Raw genomic sequence first — 26029 nt, 5'->3', positions numbered from 1 at the left:
AAGGGTGTGAGCACTAGACTATGCCGCCTGTTTTTAAGTCACGAGTATACGTCATGCGCGTCGCCGATTTCTCCTTTGAACTACCTGAATCCCTGATTGCTCACTATCCCATGCCTGAGCGCAGCAGCTGTCGCTTACTGTCACTGGATGGGCCAACGGGCGAGCTGACGCACGGTACTTTCACCGATTTGCTCGACAAGCTCAACCCTGGCGATCTGCTGGTCTTTAACAATACCCGCGTGATCCCGGCGCGCCTGTTTGGCCGTAAGGCCAGCGGCGGCAAGATTGAAGTGCTGGTCGAACGTATGCTCGATGATAAACGTATTCTGGCACATATTCGCGCTTCCAAAGCGCCGAAGCCGGGCGCGGAGCTGCTGCTGGGTGATGACGAAAGCATCAAGGCGACCATGACCGCGCGCCACGACGCGCTGTTCGAGGTGGCGTTCGACGACGAGCGTACGGTGCTCGATATCCTGAACGCCATCGGCCATATGCCGCTGCCGCCGTACATTGAGCGCCCGGACGAAGAGGCCGATCGCGAGCTGTACCAGACCGTCTACAGCCAGAAGCCTGGCGCGGTCGCGGCGCCAACCGCAGGTCTGCACTTTGATGAACCGCTGCTGGAAAAGCTGCGCGCGAAGGGCGTTGAGATGGCGTTTGTGACGCTGCACGTCGGCGCGGGCACCTTCCAGCCGGTGCGGGTGGACAGCATTGAAGACCACATCATGCACTCCGAGTATGCCGAAGTGCCGCAGGATGTGGTGGACGCGGTGCTGGCGGCGAAAGCGCGCGGTAGCCGCGTCGTGGCCGTCGGTACGACGTCCGTGCGTTCACTGGAAAGCGCCGCGCAGGCAGCTAAAAACGGTCTTATCGAGCCGTTCTTTGGCGATACGCAGATCTTTATCTACCCGGGCTACCAGTACAAGGTGATTGACGCGCTGGTGACCAACTTCCATCTGCCTGAATCGACGCTGATTATGCTGGTCTCTGCGTTTGCGGGTTATCAGCATACGATGAATGCGTACAAGTCTGCGGTAGAACAAAAATATCGCTTTTTTAGCTACGGGGACGCGATGTTTATCACGTACAATCCGCTGGCTTTGAATGAGCGTGTCGGGGAATAAGTCCGCGGCACCGTATGACAACGTTGGACTGTTTTTCTGACGTCGGAGAAAAAATGAAATTTGAACTCGATACCACCGATGGCCGCGCGCGTCGCGGTCGCCTGGTGTTTGATCGCGGCGTGGTGGAAACCCCCGCGTTTATGCCTGTGGGCACGTACGGCACCGTAAAAGGGATGACGCCGGAAGAAGTTGAAGCCACGGGCGCACAGATTATCCTCGGCAATACCTTCCACCTGTGGCTGCGTCCGGGTCAGGAGATCATGAAGCTCCACGGCGATCTGCACGATTTTATGCAGTGGAAAGGCCCGATCCTGACCGACTCCGGCGGTTTCCAGGTCTTCAGCCTGGGCGATATCCGCAAGATCACCGAGCAGGGCGTACACTTCCGTAACCCGATCAACGGCGATCCGATTTTCCTCGATCCGGAAAAGTCGATGGAGATTCAGTACGATCTCGGCTCCGACATCGTGATGATCTTCGACGAATGTACGCCGTACCCGGCAGACTGGGACTACGCGAAACGCTCTATGGAGATGTCTCTGCGCTGGGCGAAGCGCAGCCGCGACCGTTTTGACTCCCTGCAGAACAAAAATGCGCTGTTCGGCATCATTCAGGGCAGCGTTTACGAAGATTTACGCGATATCTCTGTTAAAGGTCTGGTAGAGATAGGTTTTGATGGCTACGCTGTCGGCGGTTTGGCTGTGGGTGAGCCGAAGGAAGACATGCACCGCATTCTGGAGCACGTCTGCCCGCAAATCCCGGCGGATAAACCACGATACCTGATGGGTGTGGGTAAACCCGAAGATCTGGTGGAAGGCGTACGTCGCGGCATTGATATGTTCGACTGCGTGATGCCAACCCGCAACGCGCGTAACGGTCATCTGTTCGTTACCGATGGCGTGGTGAAAATCCGTAACGCGAAGCATAAGAGTGACACCAGCCCGCTCGATTCCGAGTGCGATTGCTATACCTGTCGCAATTATTCTCGCGCGTATCTGCATCATCTCGATCGTTGTAATGAGATTTTGGGCGCGCGTCTCAATACGATTCATAATCTTCGCTACTATCAGCGCTTAATGTCTGGTTTACGCAAGGCTATCGAAGAGGGTAAATTAGAGAGCTTCGTGACCGATTTTTACCAACGTCAGGGGCGGGATGTTCCACCGTTGAACGTTGATTAATATTAATAATGAGGGAATTTGAATGAGCTTTTTTATTTCTGATGCGGTAGCGGCAACAGGTGCTCCGGCGCAGGGCAGCCCGATGTCTCTGATCCTGATGCTGGTTGTGTTCGGTCTGATCTTCTACTTCATGATCCTGCGCCCACAGCAGAAGCGTACCAAAGAGCACAAAAAGCTGATGGACTCCATCGCGAAAGGCGATGAAGTGCTGACCAACGGTGGTCTGGTCGGTCGCGTAACCAAAGTGGCTGAAAGCGGCTACATTGCTATCGCCCTGAACGACACCACTGAAGTGGTTATCAAACGTGACTTCGTAGCTGCCGTTCTGCCGAAAGGCACCATGAAGGCGCTGTAATCCCAACTTTTCCCAAAGGGAACTGCCGTGTTAAACCGTTATCCTTTGTGGAAGTACATCATGCTGGTCGTCGTGATTATCGTCGGCCTGCTGTACGCGCTTCCCAACCTGTATGGTGAGGATCCGGCCGTTCAAATCACTGGCGCGCGCGGTGTCGCCGCCAGTGAGCAAACGCTGATCCAGGTCCAGAAAACGTTACAAGAAGAAAAAATTACCGCTAAGTCTGTGGCTCTGGAAGAGGGTGCAATTCTTGCTCGCTTCGACACCACCGACACGCAGCTCCGCGCTCGCGAAGCGCTGATGGGCGTGCTGGGTGACAAATATGTCGTGGCGCTTAACCTTGCTCCTGCAACCCCTCGCTGGCTGGCTGCGCTGAACGCAGAGCCAATGAAGCTGGGTCTTGACCTGCGTGGCGGCGTTCACTTCCTGATGGAAGTGGATATGGATACCGCGCTCGGCAAGCTGCAGGAACAGAATATCGACAGCCTGCGCAGCGATCTGCGCGACAAAGGCATCCCATACACTACCGTGCGTAAAGAAGATAACTACGGCATGAGCATCACGTTCCGCGACAGCGCGGCGCGCGATCAGGCTGTAGATTACCTGACCCAACGTCACCGTGATCTGGTGATCTCCTCGCAGGGCAGCAACCAGCTGCGTGCGGTGATGACCGATGCGCGTCTGAAAGAAGCGCGTGAATATGCCGTTCAGCAGAACATCAACATTCTGCGTAACCGTGTAAACCAGCTGGGCGTGGCTGAGCCGCTGGTACAGCGCCAGGGTGCTGACCGTATCGTGGTTGAACTGCCGGGTATCCAGGATACCGCGCGTGCGAAAGAGATCCTCGGTGCGACCGCGACGCTGGAATTCCGTCTGGTGAACTCCAATGTCGATCAGTCTGCCGCGGCGTCTGGCCGTATTCCGGGTGACTCCGAAGTGAAACAGACCCGTGAAGGTCAGCCGGTTGTGCTGTACAAGCGCGTGATCCTGACCGGTGACCACATCACCGACTCCACTTCAAGCCAGGATGAGTACAACCAGCCGCAGGTTAACATCTCGCTGGATAGCGCGGGTGGTAACATCATGTCTAACTTCACCAAGGACAACATCGGCAAACCGATGGCGACCCTGTTTGTGGAGTACAAAGACAGCGGTAAGAAAGATGCAAATGGTCGTGCGGTGCTGGTGAAAGAGGAAGAGGTGATTAACATCGCCAACATCCAGTCTCGTCTGGGTAACAGCTTCCGTATTACCGGTATTAACAACCCGAACGAAGCGCGTCAGCTCTCGCTGCTGCTGCGTGCCGGTGCGCTGATTGCGCCAATTCAGATTGTTGAAGAACGTACCATTGGTCCAACTCTGGGTATGCAAAACATCCAGCAGGGTCTGGAAGCGTGTCTGGCCGGTCTGGCGGTCTCTATCCTCTTCATGATCTTCTTCTATAAGAAGTTCGGTCTGATTGCGACCTCCGCGCTGATCGCAAACCTGGTGCTGATCATCGGCATTATGTCCCTGCTGCCGGGGGCGACGCTGACCATGCCGGGGATTGCGGGTATCGTTCTGACCCTTGCGGTGGCGGTCGACGCCAACGTACTGATTAACGAACGTATCAAAGAAGAATTGAGCAACGGTCGCTCTGTCCAGCAGGCGATTGACGAAGGTTATAAAGGCGCGTTCAGCTCTATCTTCGATGCGAACGTAACAACACTGATTAAGGTTCTTATCCTGTATGCAGTGGGTACTGGCGCGATCAAAGGCTTTGCGATTACCACCGGTATCGGTGTCGCAACGTCAATGTTTACCGCTATTGTCGGCACCCGTGCCATCGTGAACCTGCTGTACGGCGGCAAGCGCGTCAAAAAGCTGTCTATCTGAGGAGTGCGTTGTGGCACAGGAATATACTGTTGAACAATTGAACCATGGCCGTAAAGTCTGGGACTTTATGCGCTGGGACTACTGGGCTTTCGGCATTTCAGGTTTACTGCTGATTCTGTCCATCATCATTATGGGCGTGAAAGGCTTTAACTGGGGTCTCGATTTCACCGGTGGTACGGTCATCGAGATCTCCCTGGAAAAACCGGTCGATATGGACCAGATGCGCGAATCGCTGCAGAAAGCGGGCTTTGAAGAGCCGCTGCTGCAGAACTTCGGCAGCAGCCGCGACATCATGGTGCGTATGCCGCCGGTGCACGATGCCAACGGCAGCCAGGAGCTGGGCAGCAAGGTCGTACAGGTCATTAACGAGACCACCAGCCAGAGCGCGGCGGTCAAGCGTATTGAGTTCGTCGGCCCGAGCGTGGGTGCGGACCTGGCGCAAACCGGCGCCATGGCGCTGCTGGTGGCGCTGATCTCCATCCTGGTGTACGTCGGTTTCCGCTTCGAGTGGCGACTGGCGGCCGGTGTGGTTATCGCCCTGGCGCACGACGTGGTGATCACCATGGGCATACTGTCTCTGTTCCACATTGAGATTGACCTGACCATCGTGGCATCCCTGATGTCCGTGATCGGTTACTCACTGAACGACAGTATCGTGGTATCTGACCGTATCCGTGAAAACTTCCGTAAGATCCGTCGCGGCACGCCGTACGAAATCTTTAACGTGTCGTTGACCCAGACGCTGCATCGTACCTTGATCACCTCCGGTACTACCCTGATGGTGATCCTGATGCTGTTCCTCTTCGGTGGCCCGGTGCTGGAAGGCTTCTCGCTGACCATGCTGATCGGTGTCTCCATCGGTACGGCGTCGTCTATTTACGTGGCGTCCGCTCTGGCACTGAAACTTGGCATGAAGCGCGAGCACCTGCTCCAGCAGAAGGTCGAGAAAGAAGGGGCGGATCAGCCGTCCATTCTGCCGTAAGGCGACGTTTAGCGCGTTATCGGAATCCCGGTCTGTTGGCCGGGATTTTTTTTATCTGCTCCTGACAAACACTCCTGACAGTATGCTGTCAGGAGCCCTGCCGTAGACTCCTTCTGAACCCAAACAACAGGCAGGAGGATGTATGAAAAGCGTAATTAACTGGTTTGAAATTCCGGTTTCGGATATGGATCGCGCCATCAAATTTTATGAGCCGGTGATGCAGCTTGCGCTGCGTCGCGAGAAAATGGACAGTGCCGAGCTGGCGGTTTTCCCGCATGAGGATCCCGCCACCGGAGGAGCGCTGGCAAAATTTGACGGCGTTACGCCCTCTTTGCAGGGCGCTATTATTTACCTGCATACTGACAATCTGGCGGCCACGCTCGATCGCATTGCCTCTGCGGGCGGCGAGTGCGTGTTTGGCCCGCTGGAACTGCCGCATGGTATCGGCACTATCGCACTGTTTACCGACAGCGAGGGTAACCGCGTCGGCCTTCATCAACCTGCCTGAGAGCGAATGACGTTATGACCCGACGCGCTGACCGTTTGTTTCAGATTGTGCAGATCCTGCGGGGCAGGCGTCTGACAACGGCAGCGCATCTGGCGGACCGGCTTGGCGTGTCCGAGCGCACGGTCTACCGCGATATCCGCGACCTGTCGCTTTCCGGCGTCCCGGTGGAAGGCGAGGCGGGAAGCGGATATCGGCTGATGTCGGGTTTTGACCTGCCGCCGCTGATGCTGACAAATAAGGAATCCGAAGCGCTGATGGTCGCGATTCGCCTGCTCAAAACCTGGGGAGGTGAATCGCTGTCGTGCGAGCTGGAGTCGGCCCAGGAGAAGGTGCTGGCTATTCTGCCCGAGGAGAGCCGCAGAAAGGCGGAGCAGACGCGGATCTACGCCCCGGATTTTTGCATGCAAAGCCACTCCCGCAGCGATTTTGACATGATTCACCAGGCGATTTCCGCTCAGCGCGTATTGGCGCTGCATTATCGTGATGAAGCCGGGCTGCTCTCAAAACGTGAGGTACAGCCGCTGGGGTTGTTCTTCTGGGGGGAGCGCTGGCTGCTGGCGGCATGGTGTGAACGGCGCGATGACTACCGCTGTTTCCGGCTCGACCGGTGTCTCAATGTTGTAATGACGGAGAGGCGGTTCAGTGAGAGTGCGGACAGGTCTTTGGCGGATTTTTTGCGCAAGGTGAAGCAGTAAAAAGCCGGGTGGCGAGGTAAAAGCAAAACGGCAACGATGTTGCCGTTTTTTGTGTTTGCGCCCTCTCCCGTGGGAGAGGGAAGGGGTGAGGGCACCAGCCCGCACAATCCCGCACTGATTAGAAGTTGTAACCCACGACCAGGTAACCACCCCAGCCGGTAGAGCGGACGCTAAAGTCGCCGTTACCGAAGTTCAGGCTCGCATCGTCGTTCCACTGGCCACCGTTGTGCCAGTAACGCGCAACAACAGAGTAGTGCCAGTGATCGTAGTTCAGCGCCAGGATGTGGCTGGAGGCGATGGAATCGTTGGTACGCGCTTTCTTGCCGTTCAGGTCACGGAAATCGTCGTCGCCCAGGTCTGAGCCCCAGTCAAAGTTAGTGAAACCGATGTAGCTCAGATTACCGCCCCACAGCTGGGTAATTGGCACGAAGTATTTCACTTTGAAACGGTAGCCGTCCCACTCGTTTTCATTCGCTGCGCCGTAGTTCTGCCACTGGTATTTTGCATACACGTTCAGGGACAGGCTCATCGGCAGGCCGGTGTCAATGTCAGTACCCAGACCCATATACCAGGTGCTCTGACGACCGGACTTATTGCGGCCCATGTCGTAGATGTAGTTGTTCGCGAAGTACCACTCTTTGAACGGACCAAACGCCAGGCTGGTACCGGTCAGTTTGTCGATGGAGAAGCGCGGTTCAATCTCCATGAACAGTGGGGAACCGTGGTTCCAGATACCTTTCGCATCGGTGTTACCACCGAAGAACACAGGCGCATCCATATAGCCGTAGAAATCAAACCAGTCTTTCTTGGCGAATGCTTCATATTCCAGGTAGGTATCGTTGCGGATCTGCGGTCCGAAACGGGTATGGTAGCTGCCTACCACGTTAACGCTCTGGTGCCACCAGTCGGAGAGGTATTGTGGTTTCTCGTTTTCCGCTGCGTTAACAGTGAAAGAGGAGGACAGTGCCAGAACTGCACCGGCTGCGAGTAATGTTTTTTTCATAATCATGCCACTGATTGAAATTCCCTTCCGGGAGTGAAAAATGCGCGAATTGCGTTTCTAAATATTTCGTGTTTCTGCGGTGCCTATTATAGGAATCCCTGCTCACAAAAATATGTGTTGTTTCACATATCTCTCACACGCGTAATCGATTGCGTTCACGTTTGCGTACTTTAAACGGCCGGGATTGTAGCGGCAATCATTTCTGTTGCCAATCCATACGAAATGTAAATGTTAGCGGAGTGACATTTCACTCCGCTCAAAAGGAAGGGATTACTGCGCGGCAGGTTGGATGTCGTGAATGCGGATAAAGCCTAACTGCTCAGGCGTAAGTCCGCTTAGCTGAAGTGGAATATCCACATCGCTGGGCGCTAACACGCTGGCCGGAGCGGTGAACAGCTGGTTCTTCACGTTTACCTCCTGGTAGCTCTCCGTGGTGCCCTGGATCTGGCCCCACTCTACGGTGCCGCTGAAGGCGGGCAGCGGATCGTTGGACTCACCGTGAATACGTAATGTTGCGCGCGTACCATCCGCATTCGCCGCCACATTCACCAGAGACATCTCCAGCGTGCCAATCTGGCTGTTAAGCAGGGCAGGCGTATTCGCTCCTGGCAGCAGATATACCCCGCTGGTGGATTTAGCGTTCAGCGCGTTTTGCTGGGTGATCTTCACCGTTTCTTTGTTCAGTTTGTCCATCGCCGTGTTGAGCGTATTCACGCTTTGTTTCATCTGGCGGACTTCGGTTTGCTGTGCACAGGCACTAAGGGTGAAGAGGCTCCCCACCAGTAAAATTTTCAGGTAACGTCTTGTCATAGCGTTTATTCCTTGAAATGACGGATCCCCATAATGGTAGCCAGCAACGTACCGCCGGACATAGATCCTTTGTCTCAAAAAAGCTCCTCCTTTGTTGTCAGGCCAGATCAGGGTAAAATGAAAATCAGTTAACCAGATAACAGGGATACCGTATGCATTGCCCATTCTGCTCCGCTGTGGATACCAAAGTCATCGACTCTCGCCTTGTGGGCGAAGGGTCTTCTGTGCGCCGTCGTCGGCAGTGTCTGGTGTGCAACGAGCGTTTCACGACCTTTGAGGTTGCAGAGCTGGTAATGCCGCGCGTGGTAAAAAGTAACGACGTGCGCGAGCCGTTTAACGAAGAGAAACTGCGCAGCGGAATGCTGAAGGCCCTCGAAAAACGGCCCGTCAGCGCGGATGATGTCGAAATGGCGTTAAACCACATTAAATCTTACCTGCGTGGCCTGGGCGAGCGTGAAGTGCCGAGCAAAATGATCGGCAACCTGGTGATGGAGCAACTGAAAAAGCTCGATAAGGTCGCCTATATCCGCTTCGCCTCTGTCTACCGCAGTTTCGAAGATATCAAAGAGTTTGGCGAAGAGATCGCCCGCTTACAGGATTAAGCCCATGCAGGATGAGAAGTACATGGCGCGAGCCATGAAGCTGGCGCAGCGCGGTCGTTTTACCACCCATCCTAACCCTAACGTCGGGTGCGTTATCGTGAAAGATGGCGAGATCGTGGGGGAAGGGTTTCACTATCGCGCAGGCGAGCCGCATGCTGAAGTGCATGCCCTGCGTATGGCGGGGGAGAAAGCGCGAGGCGCGACGGCCTACGTGACGCTGGAGCCATGCAGCCACCACGGGCGCACGCCGCCGTGCTGTGAAGCGCTGATTGCGGCAGGGGTTTCGCGCGTGGTCGCCGCTATGCAGGATCCTAACCCGCAGGTGGCGGGCCGTGGCCTGTATCGTCTGCAGCAGGAAGGGATCGACGTCAGCCACGGCCTGATGATGAAAGATGCGGAAGCCATCAACAAAGGCTTCCTGAAGCGCATGCGCACCGGCTTCCCGTTTATTCAGCTCAAGCTGGGCGCCTCGCTGGACGGGCGTACGGCAATGGCGAACGGTGAAAGCCAGTGGATCACCTCGCCGCAGGCAAGGCGCGATGTGCAACGTCTGCGTGCGCAAAGCCATGCTATCCTCACCAGCAGTGAAACCGTTCTGGCTGACGATCCGGCCATGACCGTGCGCTGGGATGAGCTGAATGCCGATACCCAGGCGCTTTATCCGCAGGAGAACCTGCGCCAGCCGCTGCGTATTATTATTGATAGCCAGAACCGCGTGACCCCGGCGCACCGCATCGTGCAGCAGCCGGGTGAAACCTGGATTGCGCGCACCAAAGAAGATACGCGCGAATGGCCGGAAGGCGTGCGCAGCATTATGGTGCCGGAGCATAACGGACATCTGGATCTCGTGGTGCTGATGATGTTGCTCGGCAAGCAGCAGGTGAACAGTATCTGGGTCGAAGCCGGTCCGACGCTCGCGGGCGCGCTGCTACAGGCGGGGCTGGTGGATGAACTGCTCGTCTACGTTGCGCCTAAACTTTTAGGTCACGATGCGCGCGGCCTGTTTGTGCTGCCTGGCCTTGAAAAACTGGCCGACGCACCGCAACTCACATTCAGCGAGATTCGTCCGGTGGGTCCGGATGTCTGCCTCCATTTAAAGACAGCGTAATTGCTCCCGAAATAGGGAAGCAGTGCGCAAAGTATTATGATAAAATCCGCCCCCCTGCGGGGCCAAATGAACCCGTAAAGGAAGAGTATGAACATTATTGAAGCTGCTGTAGCTACCCCGGACGCTCGCGTCGCCATCACCATTGCGCGTTTCAACAACTTCATCAACGATAGCCTGCTGGAAGGTGCGATTGACGCCCTGAAACGTATCGGCCAGGTTAAAGATGACAACATTACCGTTGTTTGGGTTCCAGGCGCTTATGAACTGCCACTGGCGGCGGGCGCGCTGGCGAAAACCGGTAAATACGACGCGGTGATTGCGCTGGGTACCGTTATTCGTGGCGGCACTGCGCACTTCGAATACGTTGCGGGCGGTGCAAGCAACGGTCTGGCACACGTTGCGCAGGATGCTGAAATTCCTGTCGCGTTCGGCGTGCTGACCACCGAAAGTATTGAACAAGCCATCGAACGTGCTGGCACCAAAGCCGGTAACAAAGGTGCAGAAGCTGCACTGACCGCGCTTGAAATGATCAATGTATTGAAAGCCATTAAGGCCTGATTTTTTGTAAGGGGAATTCCGTGAAACCTGCTGCTCGTCGCCGCGCCCGTGAATGTGCCGTCCAGGCACTTTACTCCTGGCAGTTGTCCCAGAACGACATCGCTGATGTTGAATACCAGTTCCTGTCAGAACAGGACGTGAAAGACGTTGACGTTCTGTACTTCCGTGAACTGCTGTCGGGAGTGGCGACTAATAGCGCGTATCTCGATGGCCTGATGAAGCCATACCTGTCCCGTCTGCTCGAAGAGCTGGGCCAGGTTGAAAAAGCAGTGTTGCGTATCGCGCTGTTTGAGCTGTCTAAACGTGATGATGTGCCGTACAAAGTGGCCATCAACGAAGCGATCGAACTGGCGAAAACCTTCGGTGCTGAAGACAGCCACAAGTTCGTTAACGGCGTACTTGATAAAGCCGCACCTGCGATCCGTCCCCACAAAAAGTGATCCGCAAACCGGAGTTCTGCATTGCCTGACGGGCAGTGCGGCTCCGGTTTTTTCTTTTATTTGCTGAGGCATAACGTATGGCATGCGGCGAATTCTCCCTGATTGCCCGTTATTTCGACCGTGTCAGAACCTCTCGTCTTGATGTTGAAACCGGCATTGGCGATGACTGTGCACTTCTCAATATTCCTGAAAAGCAGACGCTGGCAATCAGCACCGACACCTTAGTGTGCGGACGTCATTTCTTACCTGATATCGATCCTGCCGATCTGGCGTATAAAGCGCTGGCGGTCAATGTCAGCGATCTGGCGGCAATGGGTGCCGACCCGGCCTGGCTGACGCTGGCCCTGACGCTGCCGGAGGTGGATGAAGCCTGGCTTGAAGCGTTCAGCGATGCGCTGTTTGAACAGCTGAACTACTACGATATGCAGCTGATTGGCGGCGATACGACTGCCGGGCCGCTGTCGATGACGCTGGCGATCCACGGTTATGTGCCGCTCGGTCGCGCGCTGAAGCGCTCGGGCGCTAAACCGGGCGACTGGATCTACGTGACCGGTACGCCGGGAGACAGCGCGGCAGGGCTGGCGATCCTTCAGGATCGCTTAAACGTGAAGGACGCTGACGATGCGGCGTATCTGGTGAAGCGCCATCTGCGCCCGACACCGCGTATTCTGCACGGTCAGGCGCTGCGCGAGCGAGCCAGTTCGGCTATCGATCTCTCTGACGGTCTCATCTCGGACCTCGGCCATATCCTGAAGGCCAGCGGGGTGGGCGCGCGCGTTGACCTGGATCTGTTCCCGCTGTCGGAGCAACTGCTTCGCCATGTGGAGCCTGAGCAGGCGCTGCGCTGGGCGCTCTCCGGTGGGGAAGACTACGAGCTGTGCTTCACGGTGCCAGAGCTGAACCGTGGAACGCTGGACGTAGCATTGGCCCATCTTGGCGCAAAGTTTACCTGCATCGGTCAGATCATGCCGGAGAGTGAAGGGCTGAAGTTTGTGAAAGACGGTGCGCCCGTTACGCTGGACTGGAAAGGGTACGATCACTTCGGGTAAGTTTGTGCGCTCAGTATTGCCGGGTAAGCGTACGCCACCCGGCAAGTGTTTACTTAAACCCCACCACCGGATGCTGCTGATACGGCGTCTCCAGCTCGGCAACCTGCTCCGGCGTCAGCGATAAATCCACCGCGCTTAACAACTCGTCCAGCTGTTCTTCCCGCGATGTACCAATAATCGGTGCGGCGACACCCCGCTTGCCCAGTAGCCACGCCAGCGCCACCTGCGCGCGCGTTGCGCCGATATCGTCGGCGATCCCGGCTAAACGTTCGGCAATCAGCGCATCGCTGGCTTCGGTACCGGAATAAAGATTTTTACCCACTTCATCCGATACCAGCCGCGCCGTGGTTTCTCCCCACGGACGGGTTAAGCGTCCGCGCGCCAGCGGGCTCCACGGGATCACCGCCACGCCTTCCTGGTAGCAGAGCGGCAGCATCTCGCGTTCTTCTTCCCGGTAAATCAGGTTGTAGTGATCCTGCATGGTGACAAAGCGTGCCCAGCCGTGCTGCGCCTGGAGATCGAGCGCCTGAGCAAACTGAGATGCGTGCATTGACGACGCGCCGATATAGCGCGCTTTACCCGCTTTCACGACATCGTTCAGCGCTTCAAGGGTTTCTTCAATTGGCGTGTTGTAATCCCAGCGGTGAATTTGCAGCAGGTCGACGTAATCCATGTTCAGGCGTCTGAGACTGTCATCAATGGAGCGCAGGATCTGCGCGCGAGAGAGGCCTTCAGCCAGATCGCCTGACGGGTAATACACCTTGGTGGCGACCACAATCTCATCCCGACGAGCAAAATCACGCAGAGCGCGGCCCACAATCTCTTCGCTGCTGCCGTCAGAGTAGCTGTTGGCGGTATCGAAGAAGTTGATGCCGCCGTCTATGGCGCGCTTGATGATAGGGCGGCTGCTCTCTTCCGGCAGCGTCCAGGCGTGGTTTCCCCGGTCAGGCTCGCCAAAGGTCATGCAGCCCAGGCAAAGCCGGGACACCCTGAGGTCCGTTTTTCCTAATGTCGTGTATTGCATGGTTCCGCTCCTGCTGTTTAAACAATACGTTTAAGCATAGCAGGAGCAGAAAAGGGGAGGGATCAGGCCAGCCAGCTGCGGATTCTGGCTTCGATACCGGCGGCGTCCAGGCCGATGTCGGCACGCGCCTCGTCCTGAGTGCCTTGCGGGATGAAGTGGTCCGGCAGGCCGAGGTTCAGCACCGGAACCAATTTACGGTTCGCCATCAGTACCTCGTTAACGCCGCTGCCCGCACCGCCCATGATGGCGTTCTCTTCCAGCGTGACCAGCACGTCGTGGCTTTCTGCCATGCTCAGAATCAGAGATTCATCGAGCGGCTTCACAAAGCGCATATCCACCAGCGTCGCGTTCAGGGTTTCAGCGACTTTTGCCGCTTCCGGCATCAGCGTACCAAAGTTCAGGATCGCCACTTTTTCGCCGCGACGTTTCACCAGACCTTTACCGATCTCCAGCTTTTCCAGCGGCTGAAGTTCAACGCCAAGGGCATTGCCGCGCGGATAACGTACCGCGCAGGGGCCGTCCTGATAGTGGTAGCCGGTATACAGCATCTGACGACACTCGTTTTCGTCGCTTGGCGTCATGATGACCATGTCCGGGATGCAGCGCAGGAAGGAGAGATCAAACGCCCCCTGGTGCGTCTGGCCGTCGGCCCCCACGATGCCCGCGCGATCGATAGCAAACAGCACCGGCAGCTTCTGGATGGCAACGTCATGGATCACCTGGTCGTAGGCGCGCTGCAGGAAGGTGGAGTAAATCGCCACCACCGGCTTGTAGCCGCCAATCGCCAGGCCCGCCGCGAAGGTGACCGCGTGCTGCTCGGCAATGGCGACGTCGAAATACTGGTCCGGGTATTTTTTGGAGAACTCGACCATGCCGGAGCCTTCACGCATGGCAGGCGTGACCGCCATCAGCTTGTTATCTTTTGCCGCCGTCTCGCACAGCCAGTCGCCAAAGATTTTTGAGTAGCTTGGCATTCCGCCGCTGCTTTTCGGCAGGCAGCCGCTGGTATGGTCGAACTTTGGCACCGCGTGGAAGGTGATCGGATCTTTCTCCGCCGGTTCGTAGCCACGCCCTTTTTTGGTCATGATATGCAGGAACTGCGGGCCTTTCAGGTCGCGCATGTTTTTAAGTGTGGTCACCAGACCCAGCACATCGTGCCCGTCCACCGGGCCGATATAGTTAAAGCCCAGCTCTTCGAACAGCGTGCCCGGCACGACCATGCCTTTGATGTGTTCTTCGGTACGCTTGAGCAGCTCTTTGATCGGCGGCACGCCGGAGAAAACTTTTTTCCCGCCTTCCCGCAGCGATGAGTAAAGCTTGCCGGAAAGCAGCTGCGCCAGATGGTTGTTCAGCGCGCCGACGTTCTCGGAGATCGACATTTCGTTATCGTTGAGGATAACCAGCATGTCCGGCTTGATATCGCCCGCGTGGTTCATGGCTTCAAAAGCCATCCCGGCGGTGATGGCCCCGTCGCCAATCACGCAGACGGTGCGGCGCTGCTTGTTCTCTTTCTCGGCGGCAACGGCAATACCGATGCCCGCAGAAATGGAGGTTGAGGAGTGGCCGACGCTCAGCACGTCATACTCGCTCTCACCGCGCCACGGGAACGGGTGCAGGCCGCCCTTCTGACGAATGGTGCCAATTTTATCGCGACGTCCGGTCAGAATTTTGTGCGGATAAGCCTGGTGGCCCACGTCCCAGATAAGCTGATCGAACGGCGTGTTATAGACGTAATGCAACGCCACGGTCAGCTCAACCGTGCCAAGCCCGGAGGCGAAGTGGCCGCTGGAGCGGCTAACGCTGTCGAGCAGGTAACGACGCAGCTCGTCACACAGCTTCGGCAGACTCTCTTTCGGCAACAGACGTAACTCCTGGGTGGAGTCAACTAACGCCAGTGTCGGGTATTTGGCAATATCAAAACTCATCAAAGGCTCATCGAGATATATAGTTTATTTATCACGCTGGATTATATAGTCCGCTAGCGCTTCCAGTGCCGAGGTATCCAGCGATTGCGCGGCCAGCTCATTCAGCGACTGGCGGGCATCGTCAATCAGATCCCGGGCTTTACGTTGGGCTTGCTCAAGACCCAGCAGGGCGGGATAGGTACTTTTGCCAAGCTGCTGATCCGCACCCTGACGTTTACCCAATGTTGCAGTATCGCCCACCACATCCAGAATGTCATCCTGAACCTGGAATGCCAGACCGATACTTTCTGCGTATCTGTCCAGAATCGGCAGGGCTTTGCGCCCTTGCTCACCCGCGCTCAGCGCGCCCAGGCGAACGGCGGAACGAATAAGCGCGCCCGTCTTATGGCGATGAATACGCTCCAGCTGTTCCAGATTAACCTGACGTCCTTCCGCTTCAAGATCCAGCGCCTGGCCGCCGCACATGCCGGCCACGCCGCTGGCCATTGCCAGTTCGGAGATCATCGCCAGGCGGTCGCGGTCGGCCACTTCCGCCATCGGCGCATCACTGAGAATCGAGAACGCCAGCGTCTGCAAGGCATCGCCCGCCAGAATGGCATTCGCCTCGCCAAACTTAATGTGGCAGGTTGGCTGACCCCGGCGCAGATCGTCGTCGTCCATCGCCGGGAGATCGTCGTGGATCAGCGAGTAGGCATGGATGCACTCCACGGCGGCAGCCGGGGCGTCCAGCGTATTATCGCTGATGCCAAACATATTGCCCGTGGCATACACCAGGAACGGACGCAGGCGTTTACCCCCTAAGAGTGCGCCATAGTGCATGGCTTCAACCAGTGGAGTGTTCTGAAAAGGCTGCGGCTCAATAAAACGGCGCAGGGCGTCGTTGGCGCGAACGACGCGCGCCTGAAGCGCGTTGGTAAAATCCATTTACTCGGCGTCCGGTGTGAATGGCGTGGTTTTAGCGTCTTCGCTGTCGGAAAGCAGGATCTGCACTCGCTGCTCGGCCTGCTGGAGTTTTACCTGCCCCTGCCGCGCAAGCTGCACACCGCGCTCAAATTCGTTGAGGGCGTCTTCCAGCGGTAAATCGCCGCTCTCGAGGCGGGTAACAATCTGCTCAAGCTCACTCAGCGCAGTTTCAAAACTGGCCGGTGCGTCGTTCTTTTTCGGCATAGTGAATTAACTCTTATATTCTTCGCCCCAACATGGTAACGGACTCGGGGCAATTATCAAATAACGCGAGTGGCGCGATGGTGGTATACTTGCGCGCCTGGATGCAGCCACGGGTGTGGGCTGCTGTATCATTTTCCACTACAAGCCTTTATAAGCTTGCCTAAGAAACATTGCCGCCATGAAGTTTATCATTAAATTGTTCCCTGAAATCACCATCAAAAGCCAATCTGTGCGTTTGCGCTTTATTAAAATTCTCACCGGGAACATTCGTAACGTATTAAAACACTACGACGAAACGCTCGCCGTGGTGCGTCACTGGGACCACGTTGAAGTCCGCGCGAAAGACGAAAACAAACGTCAGGATATTCGCGACGCCCTGACCCGTATTCCGGGGATCCACCATATCCTGGAGGTAGAAGATGTCCCGTTCAGCGATATGCACGATATCTTCGAAAAAGCGCTGGTTCAGTACCGCGATCAGATCGAAGGCAAAACCTTTTGCGTGCGCGTGAAGCGTCGCGGTAAGCACGAATTCAGCTCCATTGAAGTGGAACGTTACGTTGGCGGCGGTTTGAACCAGCATGTTGAGACGGCGCGCGTGCGTCTGACTAACCCGGACGTCACCGTTAACCTTGAGATCGAGAACGATCGTCTGCTGCTGGTTAAGGGCCGTTATGAAGGTATTGGCGGTTTCCCGATCGGCACGCAGGAAGATGTGCTGTCGCTGATCTCAGGCGGCTTCGACTCCGGCGTCTCCAGCTACATGCTGATGCGTCGCGGCTGCCGCGTGCACTACTGCTTCTTCAACCTCGGCGGCGCGGCGCATGAAATTGGCGTTCGTCAGGTGGCGCATTACCTTTGGAACCGCTTCGGCAGTTCCCACCGCGTGCGTTTTGTGGCGATCAACTTTGAGTCGGTAGTGGGCGAAATCCTTGAAAAAGTGGATGACGGCCAGATGGGCGTGATCCTCAAACGTATGATGGTTCGCGCTGCGTCCAAAGTCGCCGAACGTTACGGCGTGCAGGCGCTGGTCACCGGCGAAGCGCTGGGCCAGGTCTCCAGCCAGACGCTGACTAACCTGCGTCTGATCGACAACGTATCAGACACGCTGATCCTGCGTCCGCTGATCTCCCACGATAAAGAGCACATCATCGACCTGGCGCGCGAAATCGGCACCGAAGACTTTGCCCGCACCATGCCGGAATACTGCGGCGTGATCTCAAAAAGCCCGACCGTCAAGGCAGTGAAGGCGAAGATCGAAGCGGAAGAAGAGAACTTCGATTTCAGCATCCTGGAAAGAGTAGTGGCAGAAGCGTCCAACATCGACATCCGCGAGATTGCCCAGCAGACCGAGCAGGAAGTGGTTGAAGTGGAAACCGTGAGCGGTTTCGGTGCGAACGATGCGATTCTGGATATCCGCTCCATTGACGAGCAGGATGACAAGCCGCTGAAGGTGGAAGGCGTGGAGGTAGTTTCTCTGCCGTTCTACAAGCTGAGCACTAAGTTTGGCGACCTCGATCAGAGCAAAACGTATCTGCTGTGGTGTGAGCGCGGGGTGATGAGCCGCCTGCAGGCGCTGTACCTGCGCGAGCAGGGATTCGCGAATGTGAAGGTGTATCGTCCGTAGCGTGCGGCCTGGTGCCCTCACCCCGACCCTCTCCCACAGGGGTGAGAAATCCCCAGTAATTTTATACCTGAAGCGATGAACATTGCTTCAGAGAAATGAATAACTTACAGCGATGTCCTGGTCCGGCTGTAAATCGCTGAGGCGTTTCCTGTAGGCCGGGGCGAGGCGCATGGATGCGCCGAGAGGGCGGGCTTTACAGGGACGTTACCTCCGCCCGTCCCCGACAAGCCGAAAGGAATAAGCCGAAGGCACCGCGAAGCGGCGATTTACCGCCGGGAGCCCGGGTCGCCAGGGCGGCGGCGATTGAGCCGCCCTGGCACGTTCACCGGCCATGTCCTTACAGAGTAGCAAGGAACATAAAGTGAACGGAATGGCCACCAGAGCCGTATGTTCCCTCTCACCCCAGCCCTCTCCCTAAAGGGAGAGGGGGTTGTCCGTGCAGGTATTATTTTGTGGGGATCCCTCAGCCCACAGGGAGAGGGCGCAACCAAAGGTTGCCGTTTTGCTTTTACCTCGCGCCACCCGGCTTTTTTTATGCACTACTCTTCATAGTAATTATAAATCCCCGCCGGCATCACCAGCGACGACGCCACTTCGTAGGCCTTCTCCCGCCCGACCAGCAGATCAATAATCTTTAAGCCAAAATCAATCGCGGTGCCGGGTCCCTGGCTGGTTAGCAGGTTGACGCGCGGATCCCAGACAACGCGTTTATCCACCCAATGCTCCTCCGGGATCGTATCCTTAAGCCCCGGGAAGCCGGTCATATTGCCGATGGGGAAGATGTCGTGCGGAATCAGAACTGTTCCAGCGGCGGCACAGATTGCCGCGACGATACGACCCGACAGATGAAACTGACGCACGGTTTCAACCAGCAGCGGGCTGTCGCGGAAACATTCCGCGCCTTTTAAGCCGCCGGGCAGGACGATGATGTCGTAGTCGCCGTCAGCAACCTGGACAAGCGGTGCGTCTGCCAGTATTTTCACCCCTCGTGAACAGGTGATTGCCAGATTGCCGTCGCTGGCTACGCTGGCGGTTGTTACCTTAATGCCGCCACGTACCAGTAAATCAATGGTGGTGACCGCTTCCATCTCTTCGCTACCAGGAGCGAGGCAAATCAGTGCCGACGCGCTCATATTCACTCTCCTTACGTTTAACCAGGTCATACAGACGGGCGTTTTCCGGCACGGCGATGCCGTGCGAGCGGGCGCGCTTTAGCAGATAGCCGGTAATGTAATCTATCTCCGTATGGCGTAATGCCCGAACGTCCTGCAGCATCGAGGAGATATTCTCAGCCGTACTCTCAATAACCTGCTCGACATAACAGCGTAAATCCTCTGCTGAGGTGTGCAGGCCTTCTCGCTCAATGACCGACGCGACTTCTGCACACAGGGACGCCACCTCCTGCGGATGGTTTTTCAGCTCCCCGTTCGGGCAGTTCCACAGCGCCGTCAGCGGATTGATCACGCAGTTTACGGCCAGCTTGCGCCACAGCTGAGGGCGGATGTTGTTGTGCCAGGCGACGTCCGGCAAGACCTTTTGCAGAACATCGGCCAGATAGCTGTAGTCGCCATCCTGTGTTCTGGCCGGGCCGATGTGCGTCACGCCGCTGGCGACATGCACGATAATAGTCCCGTCGCGACGCGCAGCGTGGGTGGTGGTCGCCATTAGCAGAGGCTGCGGGACGCTTTTCAGCTCATCAAGGGTTCCCATACCGTTATGCAGCAGCAGAATGGGGGACGTGGGGGGGAGCTGCGCGGCCAGAGTCTTAACCGCATCTGAGACCTGCCACGCCTTGAGCGTCACCAGCAACAGGTCGCTTTGCGCCAGGAAATCAGGATCGTTTGCGGTGAGGGATTCGTTAAAAATGCTTCCGTCTTCACCAATCAGGTTGACACTGCAATAGGGCTGGGGCACGCGCAGCCAGCCCTGAACCTCATGTCCGTGCTTGCACAGCGCGGTCAGCCACAGCTGGCCGAGCGCTCCGCATCCGAGCACCGTAATTTTCATTGTTCCTCCTCACCTGCAACTGCGCCAGGTGTTACAGCTTAATTATACAGCTAAGCTTCTGTTGAGTTATGCCTCGTAGCGGGTATTATGCAACGCAACAAAAGTGAAGGGAGAAGAAAAGATGCCATCTTTCGATATTGTTTCCGAAGTTGATATCCAGGAAGTTCGCAACGGCGTTGAGAACGCAACCCGCGAAGTTGAGTCACGTTTCGATTTTCGTGGCGTTGAGGCGTCGTTTGAGCTGAACGACGCAAATAAGACCATTAAGGTGCTGAGCGAGTCTGATTTCCAGGTGAATCAGCTGCTCGACATTCTGCGCGCCAAGCTGTTAAAACGTGGCATCGAAGGAACGTCTCTGGACGTGCCGGACGAGTTTGTCCACAGCGGTAAGAACTGGTTTGTAGAAGCCAAACTGAAGCAGGGCATCGAGAGCGCGGTGCAGAAGAGGATCGTGAAGCTTATCAAAGACAGCAAGCTGAAGGTGCAGGCGCAGATCCAGGGCGAAGAAATTCGCGTGACCGGTAAATCTCGCGATGACCTCCAGTCCGTGATGGCGCTGGTGCGCGGCGGGGATTTGGGTCAACCTTTCCAGTTTAAAAACTTCCGCGATTAAGACAAAAAAGCCCGGTTAAACCGGGCTTTTTTTCAGGCCTTCAGCGCCTGCTCCACCTCAAAGCGGTTCGTCATTTTGCTGTCAATTTTGACATAAGCGCTGCGCTCTTCGGGAACAATCAGCACCTCTGTGACCCCTTCTTTTCCTTCCAGACGCTGCTTCAGCGCGTCGCTAATCTCCACGTCATCCGGGATTTCTACCCGCAGGCTACTCACGTAGCGTGGCTCTTTCATGGTGCTGGCAACCAGCAGCCAGACTGTTGCTAGCAGCGCGCCCGCGAGAAACACGGTTTGTGAATCAAACAGACCGTCCACCCAGCCGCCGAGCGACCCGCCGATCGCCACGCCGAGGAACTGGCTGGTGGAGTAAATGCCCATTGCCGTGCCTTTGTAACCAGCGGGGGACTCTTTGCTGATTAGTGACGGCAGCAGCGCTTCCATCAGATTAAACGCCAGGAAGAACAGCTGCACGCCTGCGATCAGCTCCCAGAAGTGCGGGCCAGCGCCCCAGAGCACAATCTCGGCAATCAGCAGTAACGCCACGCAGCCCACGAAGACGCGTTTCATTTTGCGCTTCACTTCGGCGTAGATGATGAACGGCACGACAGAGACAAACGAAATCAGCATCGTGACCAGATAAATTTTCCAGTGCTCGGCCGCCGGGAAACCTGCTGCGGCAAGCTGACCGGGCAGGGCGACAAAGGTGGACATCAGCAGAATATGCAGGCACATAATGCCGAAGTTAAGCTTTAGCAGACGCGGCTCGGCGATGACTTTGCTAAAGCAGCCTTTAACCATCCCGGATTCACGGTTAAGGACATGATTTTTACTGTCTGGCACAACCCACAGGGTGAGTGCGATCCCGATGGTCGCCAGCACCGCAATCATCCAGAACAGGGCGTGCAGACCCAGTTTGTGCGTAATGATGGGACCGAGCACCATCGCAATCGCAAACGTCACGCCAAAGCTCACGCCGATGAACGCCATCGCTTTGGTGCGGTTTTGCTCGCGGGTTAAATCTGACAGTAGCGCCATCACCGCGGCGGCAATCGCCCCGGAGCCCTGCAGGGCGCGGCCCAAAATAATGCCCCAGATGGAGTGGGAGAGGGCGGCAATAACGCTCCCGAGTACAAAGACCAGCAGCCCGCCGACAATCAGCGGCTTGCGGCCCACCCGATCAGAGAGCAGGCCAAAGGGGATCTGAAAAATTGCCTGCGCCAGGCCGTAGATACCGATCGCCAGACCAATCAGCGCTTCGCTGGCACCCTGTAACGCCATGCCGTACGTGGTCAGAACGGGCAGGACCATAAACATGCCAAGCATCCGCAGCGAGAAAACAGTCCCTAAACCCCAGGTCGCACGCAGCTCGCCCGGCGTCATTTTATAATCGTTCATTACCACCTCAGTTTAAAAGCAGGCCATAGTGTAGTGCGGGGAAGGGGCGGGGTAAATAAAGGCTTATTTAACAAATATTACATGCGTAATTAATAGGTTTCGTGAATAAAAAAGGGTGCCGAAGCACCCTTTTCATCATCACATAAACTTACCAGACGTAAGTCAGCAGGTTTTGCGAGTCCGGCACCATGAAGTCTACGGACATCATCACGGACAGGGAGGTGATGGCGACAATCGAGAACACAAACAGCTTGCGTGCCCAGACTTTGTCATCTTCCACCTTGTAGCCGCGCAGGGCCATGCCGAGCCACCAGACGCTCACCGCGGCTGCTACCACCAGATATTTATATCCGGCGTAACCGCCCAGAGAAAGCATCAGCGTTGCCACGGCAAAAGCGATGATGTAGAGCGTGATGTGGTTCTTGGCAACTGAAATGCCCTTCACGACCGGCAGAACCGGAATATTCGCTGCCTGATAATCCTTGAAGCGGAAAATCGCGATGGCATAGGAGTGCGGCATCTGCCACAGGCTAAAGATAGCCAGCAGGATGAGCGCACCGCTGTCGAACTCGTTCGTGACGGCGCAGTAGCCAATCACCGGCGGCGCAGCGCCGGAGAGAGAACCAATCAGCGTGCCGTAGACGGAGTGACGCTTCATATACAGGCTGTAGACGCCTACATACACCACGAACCCCATCACCCCCAGCCAGCAGGCCAGCGGGTTAGCACCAAACCACAGCAGCATAAAGCCAGCAATACCCAGCAAGGTGGCGTACACCAGCGAGACGGAAGGGGCAATCAGGCCTTTAACCAGCACCCGATTCTTGGTCCTTTCCATCTTCTTGTCGATATCCATGTCGATGTAGTTGTTAAATACACAACCGGACGCAACCACCAGTGACACACCGACCAGCGTGTAAATAAAGAGGGTGTAATCAATGCTGCCTTTAGAGGCCAGCAGGAACCCTCCGATTACGGAGATCAGGTTGCCAAAGATGATGCCTGGTTTCGTGACTTGCAGGTATTGCTTAAACATACTCGCCGCTCTTAGTGAACCATCATGTTGTAGTTGAGGTTCCACATAATCCAGATGGAACCGACTACCAGGATAGCGATGATAATCACGGTAAAGATAAAGGCAGTCATATTCCAGCCTTCATCGGACTTGGTGTTCATGTGCAGGAAGCAAACCAGATGCACCAGAATCTGAATCACCGCGGTCACCAGGATTGCTCCCAGGATAACCGGCTTGGACGCAGAACCGCTCATCACCATCCAGAACGGGATCACCGTCAGGATGATCGACAGGATGAAACCTGTCATGTAGGTTTTTACGCTGCCGTGGGAAGCGCCATGATCGTTAGAATGACTCATTACATCGCCCCCATCAAATAGACAACAGAGAACACGCAGATCCATACCACGTCCAGGAAGTGCCAGAACAGGCTCAGGCACATGATACGGGTACGGTTAGTGCTGGTCAGGCCGCGGCGGGAGATCTGGAACATCAGTACTGCCATCCAGATCAGACCCGAGGTCACGTGCAGACCGTGGGTACCCACCAGCGCGAAGAACGCGGACAGGAAGCCACTGCGATCCGGACCGAAGCCTTCCATAATCAGGTGGTGGAATTCATAGATTTCCATCCCGATAAAGCCAGCACCAAACAGCCAGGTCAACGCCAGCCAGGAGACAACCTGGCTCTTGTTGTTTTTGTACATGGCGATAGCCGCCATGCCGTAGGTGATGGAGCTGAATAACAGCAGTGCGGTTTCAACCAGAACGAACGGCAGTTCAAAAATGTCCTTGCCGGTCGGGCCGCCCGCTGTGCCGTTCACCAGAACGGCATAGGTCGCGAACAGACAGCAGAACAGAATGCAGTCGCTCATCAGGTAGATCCAGAAACCGAAGACTTTGGTCGGTCCTGTATCATGGTGCGCATGTTCATGCGCGTGGGCAGTTGAGTGCGCCAGAGTATCAGTTGCCATTTTTCAGCCCCGCTTTAGAAATCTCGTCGAAATGCTGATTTTCCAGCTTTTCAACTTCACGGACTGGTACGTAGTAGTCCACGTCCTCGTCAAAGCTCTTCACAATCCAGCTGATTACGATGCCAGCGAAGCCAACAATCGCCATCCACCAGATGTGCCAGATCATTGCGAAACCAAATACCGTTGCGAAAGCGGCAATCACGATGCCCGCAGCGCTGTTTTTCGGCATATGGATCTCTTCGTAATGCTCAGGTTGCTTGTACGCTTCACCTTTTTCTTTCATTTCCCAGAATGCGTCACGCTCGTGAATGTGCGGCACTACGGCAAAGTTATAGAACGGTGGTGGAGAAGAGGTTGCCCACTCCAGCGTACGGCCACCCCAAGGGGCACCGGTCAGGTCGCGGTTCAGGTTACGGTCGCGGATGGACACGTAGTACTGAATCAGCTGGCACAGAATACCGCAGGCAATCAGCGCTGCACCGCCCGCTGCAACCATCAGCATTGGGTGGAACTGCGGATCGATCTGCTGGCTCAGACGACGGGTCATACCCATGAAGCCCAGCACGTACAGCGGCATAAACGCCACGAAGAAGCCAATGATCCAGAACCAGAACGCGCGTTTACCCCAGGTTTCGTTCAGCGTGAAGCCAAACGCCTTAGGCCACCAGTAAGTCACACCTGCGAAGCAGCCGAAGACTACGCCGCCGATGATAACGTTATGGAAGTGCGCAATCAGGAACAGGCTGTTGTGCAGAACGAAGTCAGCACCTGGCACCGCCAGCAGTACGCCGGTCATCCCACCTACGGAGAAGGTCACGATGAAGCCGATGGTCCACAGCATTGCTGAGTGGAACACGATACGGCCCTGGTACATGGTGAACAGCCAGTTGAAGATCTTCACCCCGGTAGGGATGGCGATAATCATGGTGGTGATACCGAAGAAGGCGTTTACGTTCGCGCCCGCACCCATGGTAAAGAAGTGGTGCAGCCAAACGATGAACGACAGAACGGTAATACACACGGTTGCCCACACCAGAGAGGTGTAACCAAACAGACGCTTACGCGAGAAGGTTGCCGCGATTTCGGAGAACACACCGAAAACAGGCAGAACCAGAATGTACACTTCCGGGTGACCCCAGGCCCAAATCAGGTTGATGTACATCATCATGTTGCCACCCATATCATTCGTGAAGAAATGGGTGCCCAGGTAGCGGTCCAGGGTCAGCAGCGCGATGGTGACGGTCAGAATTGGGAACGACGCGATAATCAGTACGTTGGCGCACAGAGATGCCCAGGTAAATACTGGCATCTTGAACATCGTCATACCTGGTGCACGCATCTTCAGGATGGTCACGAAGAAGTTGATACCGGTCAGGGTAGTACCGACACCGGAGAGCTGAAGCGCCCAAATCCAGTAGTCAACGCCTACACCCGGACTGTACTCAATTCCCGAAAGCGGCGGGTAAGCCAGCCAGCCGGTCTGTGCGAATTCGCCCACGCCCAGTGACAGGTTAACCAGGATTACACCGACAACCGTGAACCAGAAGCTCAGGTTGTTCAGGAACGGGAACGCTACGTCGCGCGCGCCAATTTGCAGCGGAACGACAACGTTCATCAGACCGATTACCAGCGGCATCGCCACGAAGAAGATCATGATAACGCCGTGGGCGGTAAAGATCTGATCGTAGTGGTGCGGTGGCAGGAAGCCGGCTTCGCCCGCAGACGCGAGTGCCTGCTGGCTACGCATCATGATTGCATCCGCAAAGCCACGAATTAACATGACGATACCGACGATGCAGTACATGATACCGAGTTTTTTGTGGTCAACCGAAGTCAGCCACTCATTCCACAGGTAGCTCCACTTACCGAAGTAAGTGATCAGGCCAACTAAGGCCGCGCCACCAATGATAATTGCAGCCACCGTAACCATGATAATCGGTTCATGGTAGGGCACTGCATCCAGTGTCAATTTTCCGAACATTTTCTTCCTCGGC

Annotated in this window: 27 protein-coding genes; 14 read left to right on the top strand and 13 right to left on the bottom strand. The window is 56.1% G+C overall.

Translation table 11 applies throughout. The annotated features are described in order from the left end of the window. The first annotated feature begins 53 nt into the window (after positions 1 to 53). From queA to IM314_RS10910, 7 genes are all read left to right on the top strand, one after another. Complete coding sequence (gene queA, locus IM314_RS10940; protein ID WP_028012140.1) at positions 54 to 1124, top strand: tRNA preQ1(34) S-adenosylmethionine ribosyltransferase-isomerase QueA; 1071 nt, start codon at positions 54 to 56, stop codon at positions 1122 to 1124. 53 nt (positions 1125 to 1177) lie between these two features. Then, the gene (gene tgt, locus IM314_RS10935; RefSeq protein ID WP_045259930.1) at positions 1178 to 2305 is read left to right on the top strand and encodes a tRNA guanosine(34) transglycosylase Tgt; all 1128 of its coding nucleotides are present in this window, start codon (positions 1178 to 1180) and stop codon (positions 2303 to 2305) included. Positions 2306 to 2327: 22 nt separating this feature from the next. Next, a complete protein-coding gene (gene yajC, locus IM314_RS10930) occupies positions 2328 to 2660 on the top strand; it encodes a preprotein translocase subunit YajC (protein ID WP_000007630.1) in 333 nt (110 codons plus the stop codon). 27 nt (positions 2661 to 2687) lie between these two features. Next, a complete protein-coding gene (gene secD / locus IM314_RS10925) occupies positions 2688 to 4535 on the top strand; it encodes a protein translocase subunit SecD (RefSeq protein ID WP_062935949.1) in 1848 nt (615 codons plus the stop codon). 10 nt (positions 4536 to 4545) lie between these two features. Further along, positions 4546 to 5517 (top strand): protein translocase subunit SecF, encoded by a 972-nt coding sequence (gene secF, locus IM314_RS10920; protein WP_041911092.1) that lies wholly within the window; start codon positions 4546 to 4548, stop codon positions 5515 to 5517. 142 nt (positions 5518 to 5659) lie between these two features. Beyond that, complete coding sequence (locus IM314_RS10915; RefSeq protein ID WP_193358869.1) at positions 5660 to 6025, top strand: VOC family protein; 366 nt, start codon at positions 5660 to 5662, stop codon at positions 6023 to 6025. Positions 6026 to 6039: 14 nt separating this feature from the next. Next, positions 6040 to 6720 (top strand): YafY family protein, encoded by a 681-nt coding sequence (locus tag IM314_RS10910; protein WP_193358870.1) that lies wholly within the window; start codon positions 6040 to 6042, stop codon positions 6718 to 6720. Positions 6721 to 6838: 118 nt separating this feature from the next. On the opposite strand, the gene IM314_RS10905 is transcribed toward IM314_RS10910, so the two are convergent. Further along, positions 6839 to 7723, bottom strand: coding sequence for a nucleoside-specific channel-forming protein Tsx (locus IM314_RS10905; RefSeq protein ID WP_028012146.1), 885 nt, complete (start codon positions 7721 to 7723; stop codon positions 6839 to 6841). Between the two features lie 270 nt (positions 7724 to 7993). Then, entirely contained in the window at positions 7994 to 8533 is a 540-nt protein-coding gene (locus IM314_RS10900; protein ID WP_193358871.1) for a DUF3251 domain-containing protein, read from the bottom strand. Between the two features lie 152 nt (positions 8534 to 8685). Here IM314_RS10900 and nrdR point away from each other — a divergent pair, with 152 nt between their 5' ends. From nrdR to thiL, 5 genes are all read left to right on the top strand, one after another. Beyond that, a complete protein-coding gene (gene nrdR, locus IM314_RS10895) occupies positions 8686 to 9135 on the top strand; it encodes a transcriptional regulator NrdR (RefSeq protein WP_008503337.1) in 450 nt (149 codons plus the stop codon). A gap of 4 nt (positions 9136 to 9139) precedes the next feature. Then, on the top strand, positions 9140 to 10243 hold the full coding sequence (ribD, locus tag IM314_RS10890; protein ID WP_193358872.1) for a bifunctional diaminohydroxyphosphoribosylaminopyrimidine deaminase/5-amino-6-(5-phosphoribosylamino)uracil reductase RibD: 1104 nt from the start codon (positions 9140 to 9142) through the stop codon (positions 10241 to 10243). A gap of 87 nt (positions 10244 to 10330) precedes the next feature. Then, positions 10331 to 10801 carry a 6,7-dimethyl-8-ribityllumazine synthase gene (gene ribE / locus IM314_RS10885; protein WP_006176874.1) on the top strand — a complete coding sequence of 157 codons (471 nt, stop codon included), beginning with the start codon at positions 10331 to 10333 and terminating at the stop codon, positions 10799 to 10801. 20 nt (positions 10802 to 10821) lie between these two features. Then, a complete protein-coding gene (gene nusB / locus IM314_RS10880) occupies positions 10822 to 11241 on the top strand; it encodes a transcription antitermination factor NusB (protein WP_006809908.1) in 420 nt (139 codons plus the stop codon). A 77-nt stretch (positions 11242 to 11318) separates the two neighbouring features. Next, complete coding sequence (thiL, locus tag IM314_RS10875) at positions 11319 to 12290, top strand: thiamine-phosphate kinase (protein WP_041911088.1); 972 nt, start codon at positions 11319 to 11321, stop codon at positions 12288 to 12290. Positions 12291 to 12339: 49 nt separating this feature from the next. Here thiL and IM314_RS10870 read toward each other — a convergent pair whose 3' ends face one another. The 4 genes from IM314_RS10870 to xseB all read right to left on the bottom strand — a co-directional run bounded on the left by IM314_RS10870 (position 12340) and on the right by xseB (position 16406). Then, the gene (locus IM314_RS10870; protein WP_028012150.1) at positions 12340 to 13314 is read right to left on the bottom strand and encodes an aldo/keto reductase; all 975 of its coding nucleotides are present in this window, start codon (positions 13312 to 13314) and stop codon (positions 12340 to 12342) included. A gap of 62 nt (positions 13315 to 13376) precedes the next feature. Then, the gene (dxs, locus tag IM314_RS10865; RefSeq protein WP_047367605.1) at positions 13377 to 15239 is read right to left on the bottom strand and encodes a 1-deoxy-D-xylulose-5-phosphate synthase; all 1863 of its coding nucleotides are present in this window, start codon (positions 15237 to 15239) and stop codon (positions 13377 to 13379) included. 24 nt (positions 15240 to 15263) lie between these two features. After that, positions 15264 to 16163, bottom strand: coding sequence for a (2E,6E)-farnesyl diphosphate synthase (gene ispA / locus IM314_RS10860; protein WP_028012152.1), 900 nt, complete (start codon positions 16161 to 16163; stop codon positions 15264 to 15266). Continuing rightward, a complete protein-coding gene (xseB, locus tag IM314_RS10855; RefSeq protein ID WP_003859094.1) occupies positions 16164 to 16406 on the bottom strand; it encodes an exodeoxyribonuclease VII small subunit in 243 nt (80 codons plus the stop codon). A 178-nt stretch (positions 16407 to 16584) separates the two neighbouring features. Here xseB and thiI point away from each other — a divergent pair, with 178 nt between their 5' ends. Beyond that, a complete protein-coding gene (gene thiI, locus IM314_RS10850; protein ID WP_193358873.1) occupies positions 16585 to 18033 on the top strand; it encodes a tRNA uracil 4-sulfurtransferase ThiI in 1449 nt (482 codons plus the stop codon). Between the two features lie 539 nt (positions 18034 to 18572). Here thiI and yajL read toward each other — a convergent pair. Further along, a complete protein-coding gene (yajL, locus tag IM314_RS10845) occupies positions 18573 to 19166 on the bottom strand; it encodes a protein deglycase YajL (RefSeq protein WP_045259897.1) in 594 nt (197 codons plus the stop codon). Further along, a complete protein-coding gene (gene panE, locus IM314_RS10840) occupies positions 19129 to 20040 on the bottom strand; it encodes a 2-dehydropantoate 2-reductase (RefSeq protein ID WP_041911083.1) in 912 nt (303 codons plus the stop codon). Before panE ends, yajL begins: the two co-directional genes overlap by 38 nt. Before the next feature lie 121 nt (positions 20041 to 20161). Between panE and IM314_RS10835 the strand changes: the two genes are divergently transcribed. Further along, positions 20162 to 20653: a YajQ family cyclic di-GMP-binding protein gene (locus IM314_RS10835; RefSeq protein ID WP_193358874.1), complete on the top strand. Its 492-nt coding sequence runs from the start codon at positions 20162 to 20164 to the stop codon at positions 20651 to 20653. Between the two features lie 32 nt (positions 20654 to 20685). Here IM314_RS10835 and IM314_RS10830 read toward each other — a convergent pair whose 3' ends face one another. The 5 genes from IM314_RS10830 to cyoB all read right to left on the bottom strand — a co-directional run bounded on the left by IM314_RS10830 (position 20686) and on the right by cyoB (position 26016). Then, on the bottom strand, positions 20686 to 22047 hold the full coding sequence (locus IM314_RS10830) for an MFS transporter (protein ID WP_193358875.1): 1362 nt from the start codon (positions 22045 to 22047) through the stop codon (positions 20686 to 20688). A 148-nt stretch (positions 22048 to 22195) separates the two neighbouring features. After that, entirely contained in the window at positions 22196 to 23083 is an 888-nt protein-coding gene (gene cyoE, locus IM314_RS10825) for a heme o synthase (RefSeq protein WP_003859062.1), read from the bottom strand. An 11-nt stretch (positions 23084 to 23094) separates the two neighbouring features. Next, positions 23095 to 23421, bottom strand: coding sequence for a cytochrome o ubiquinol oxidase subunit IV (locus IM314_RS10820; protein ID WP_006176899.1), 327 nt, complete (start codon positions 23419 to 23421; stop codon positions 23095 to 23097). Further along, a complete protein-coding gene (locus tag IM314_RS10815; RefSeq protein ID WP_003859057.1) occupies positions 23421 to 24035 on the bottom strand; it encodes a cytochrome o ubiquinol oxidase subunit III in 615 nt (204 codons plus the stop codon). Before IM314_RS10815 ends, IM314_RS10820 begins: the two co-directional genes overlap by 1 nt. After that, positions 24025 to 26016 carry a cytochrome o ubiquinol oxidase subunit I gene (gene cyoB / locus IM314_RS10810; protein ID WP_193358876.1) on the bottom strand — a complete coding sequence of 664 codons (1992 nt, stop codon included), beginning with the start codon at positions 26014 to 26016 and terminating at the stop codon, positions 24025 to 24027. Before cyoB ends, IM314_RS10815 begins: the two co-directional genes overlap by 11 nt. Between the last annotated feature and the right edge of the window lie 13 nt (positions 26017 to 26029).

The sequence above is a fragment of the Enterobacter cloacae complex sp. P42RS genome, assembly GCF_014930595.1.
GTDB lineage: Bacteria > Pseudomonadota > Gammaproteobacteria > Enterobacterales > Enterobacteriaceae > Enterobacter > Enterobacter bugandensis.
The sequence above is the reverse complement of the archived record's forward strand: the minus strand, read 5'-3'. Positions and strand labels throughout refer to the sequence as shown.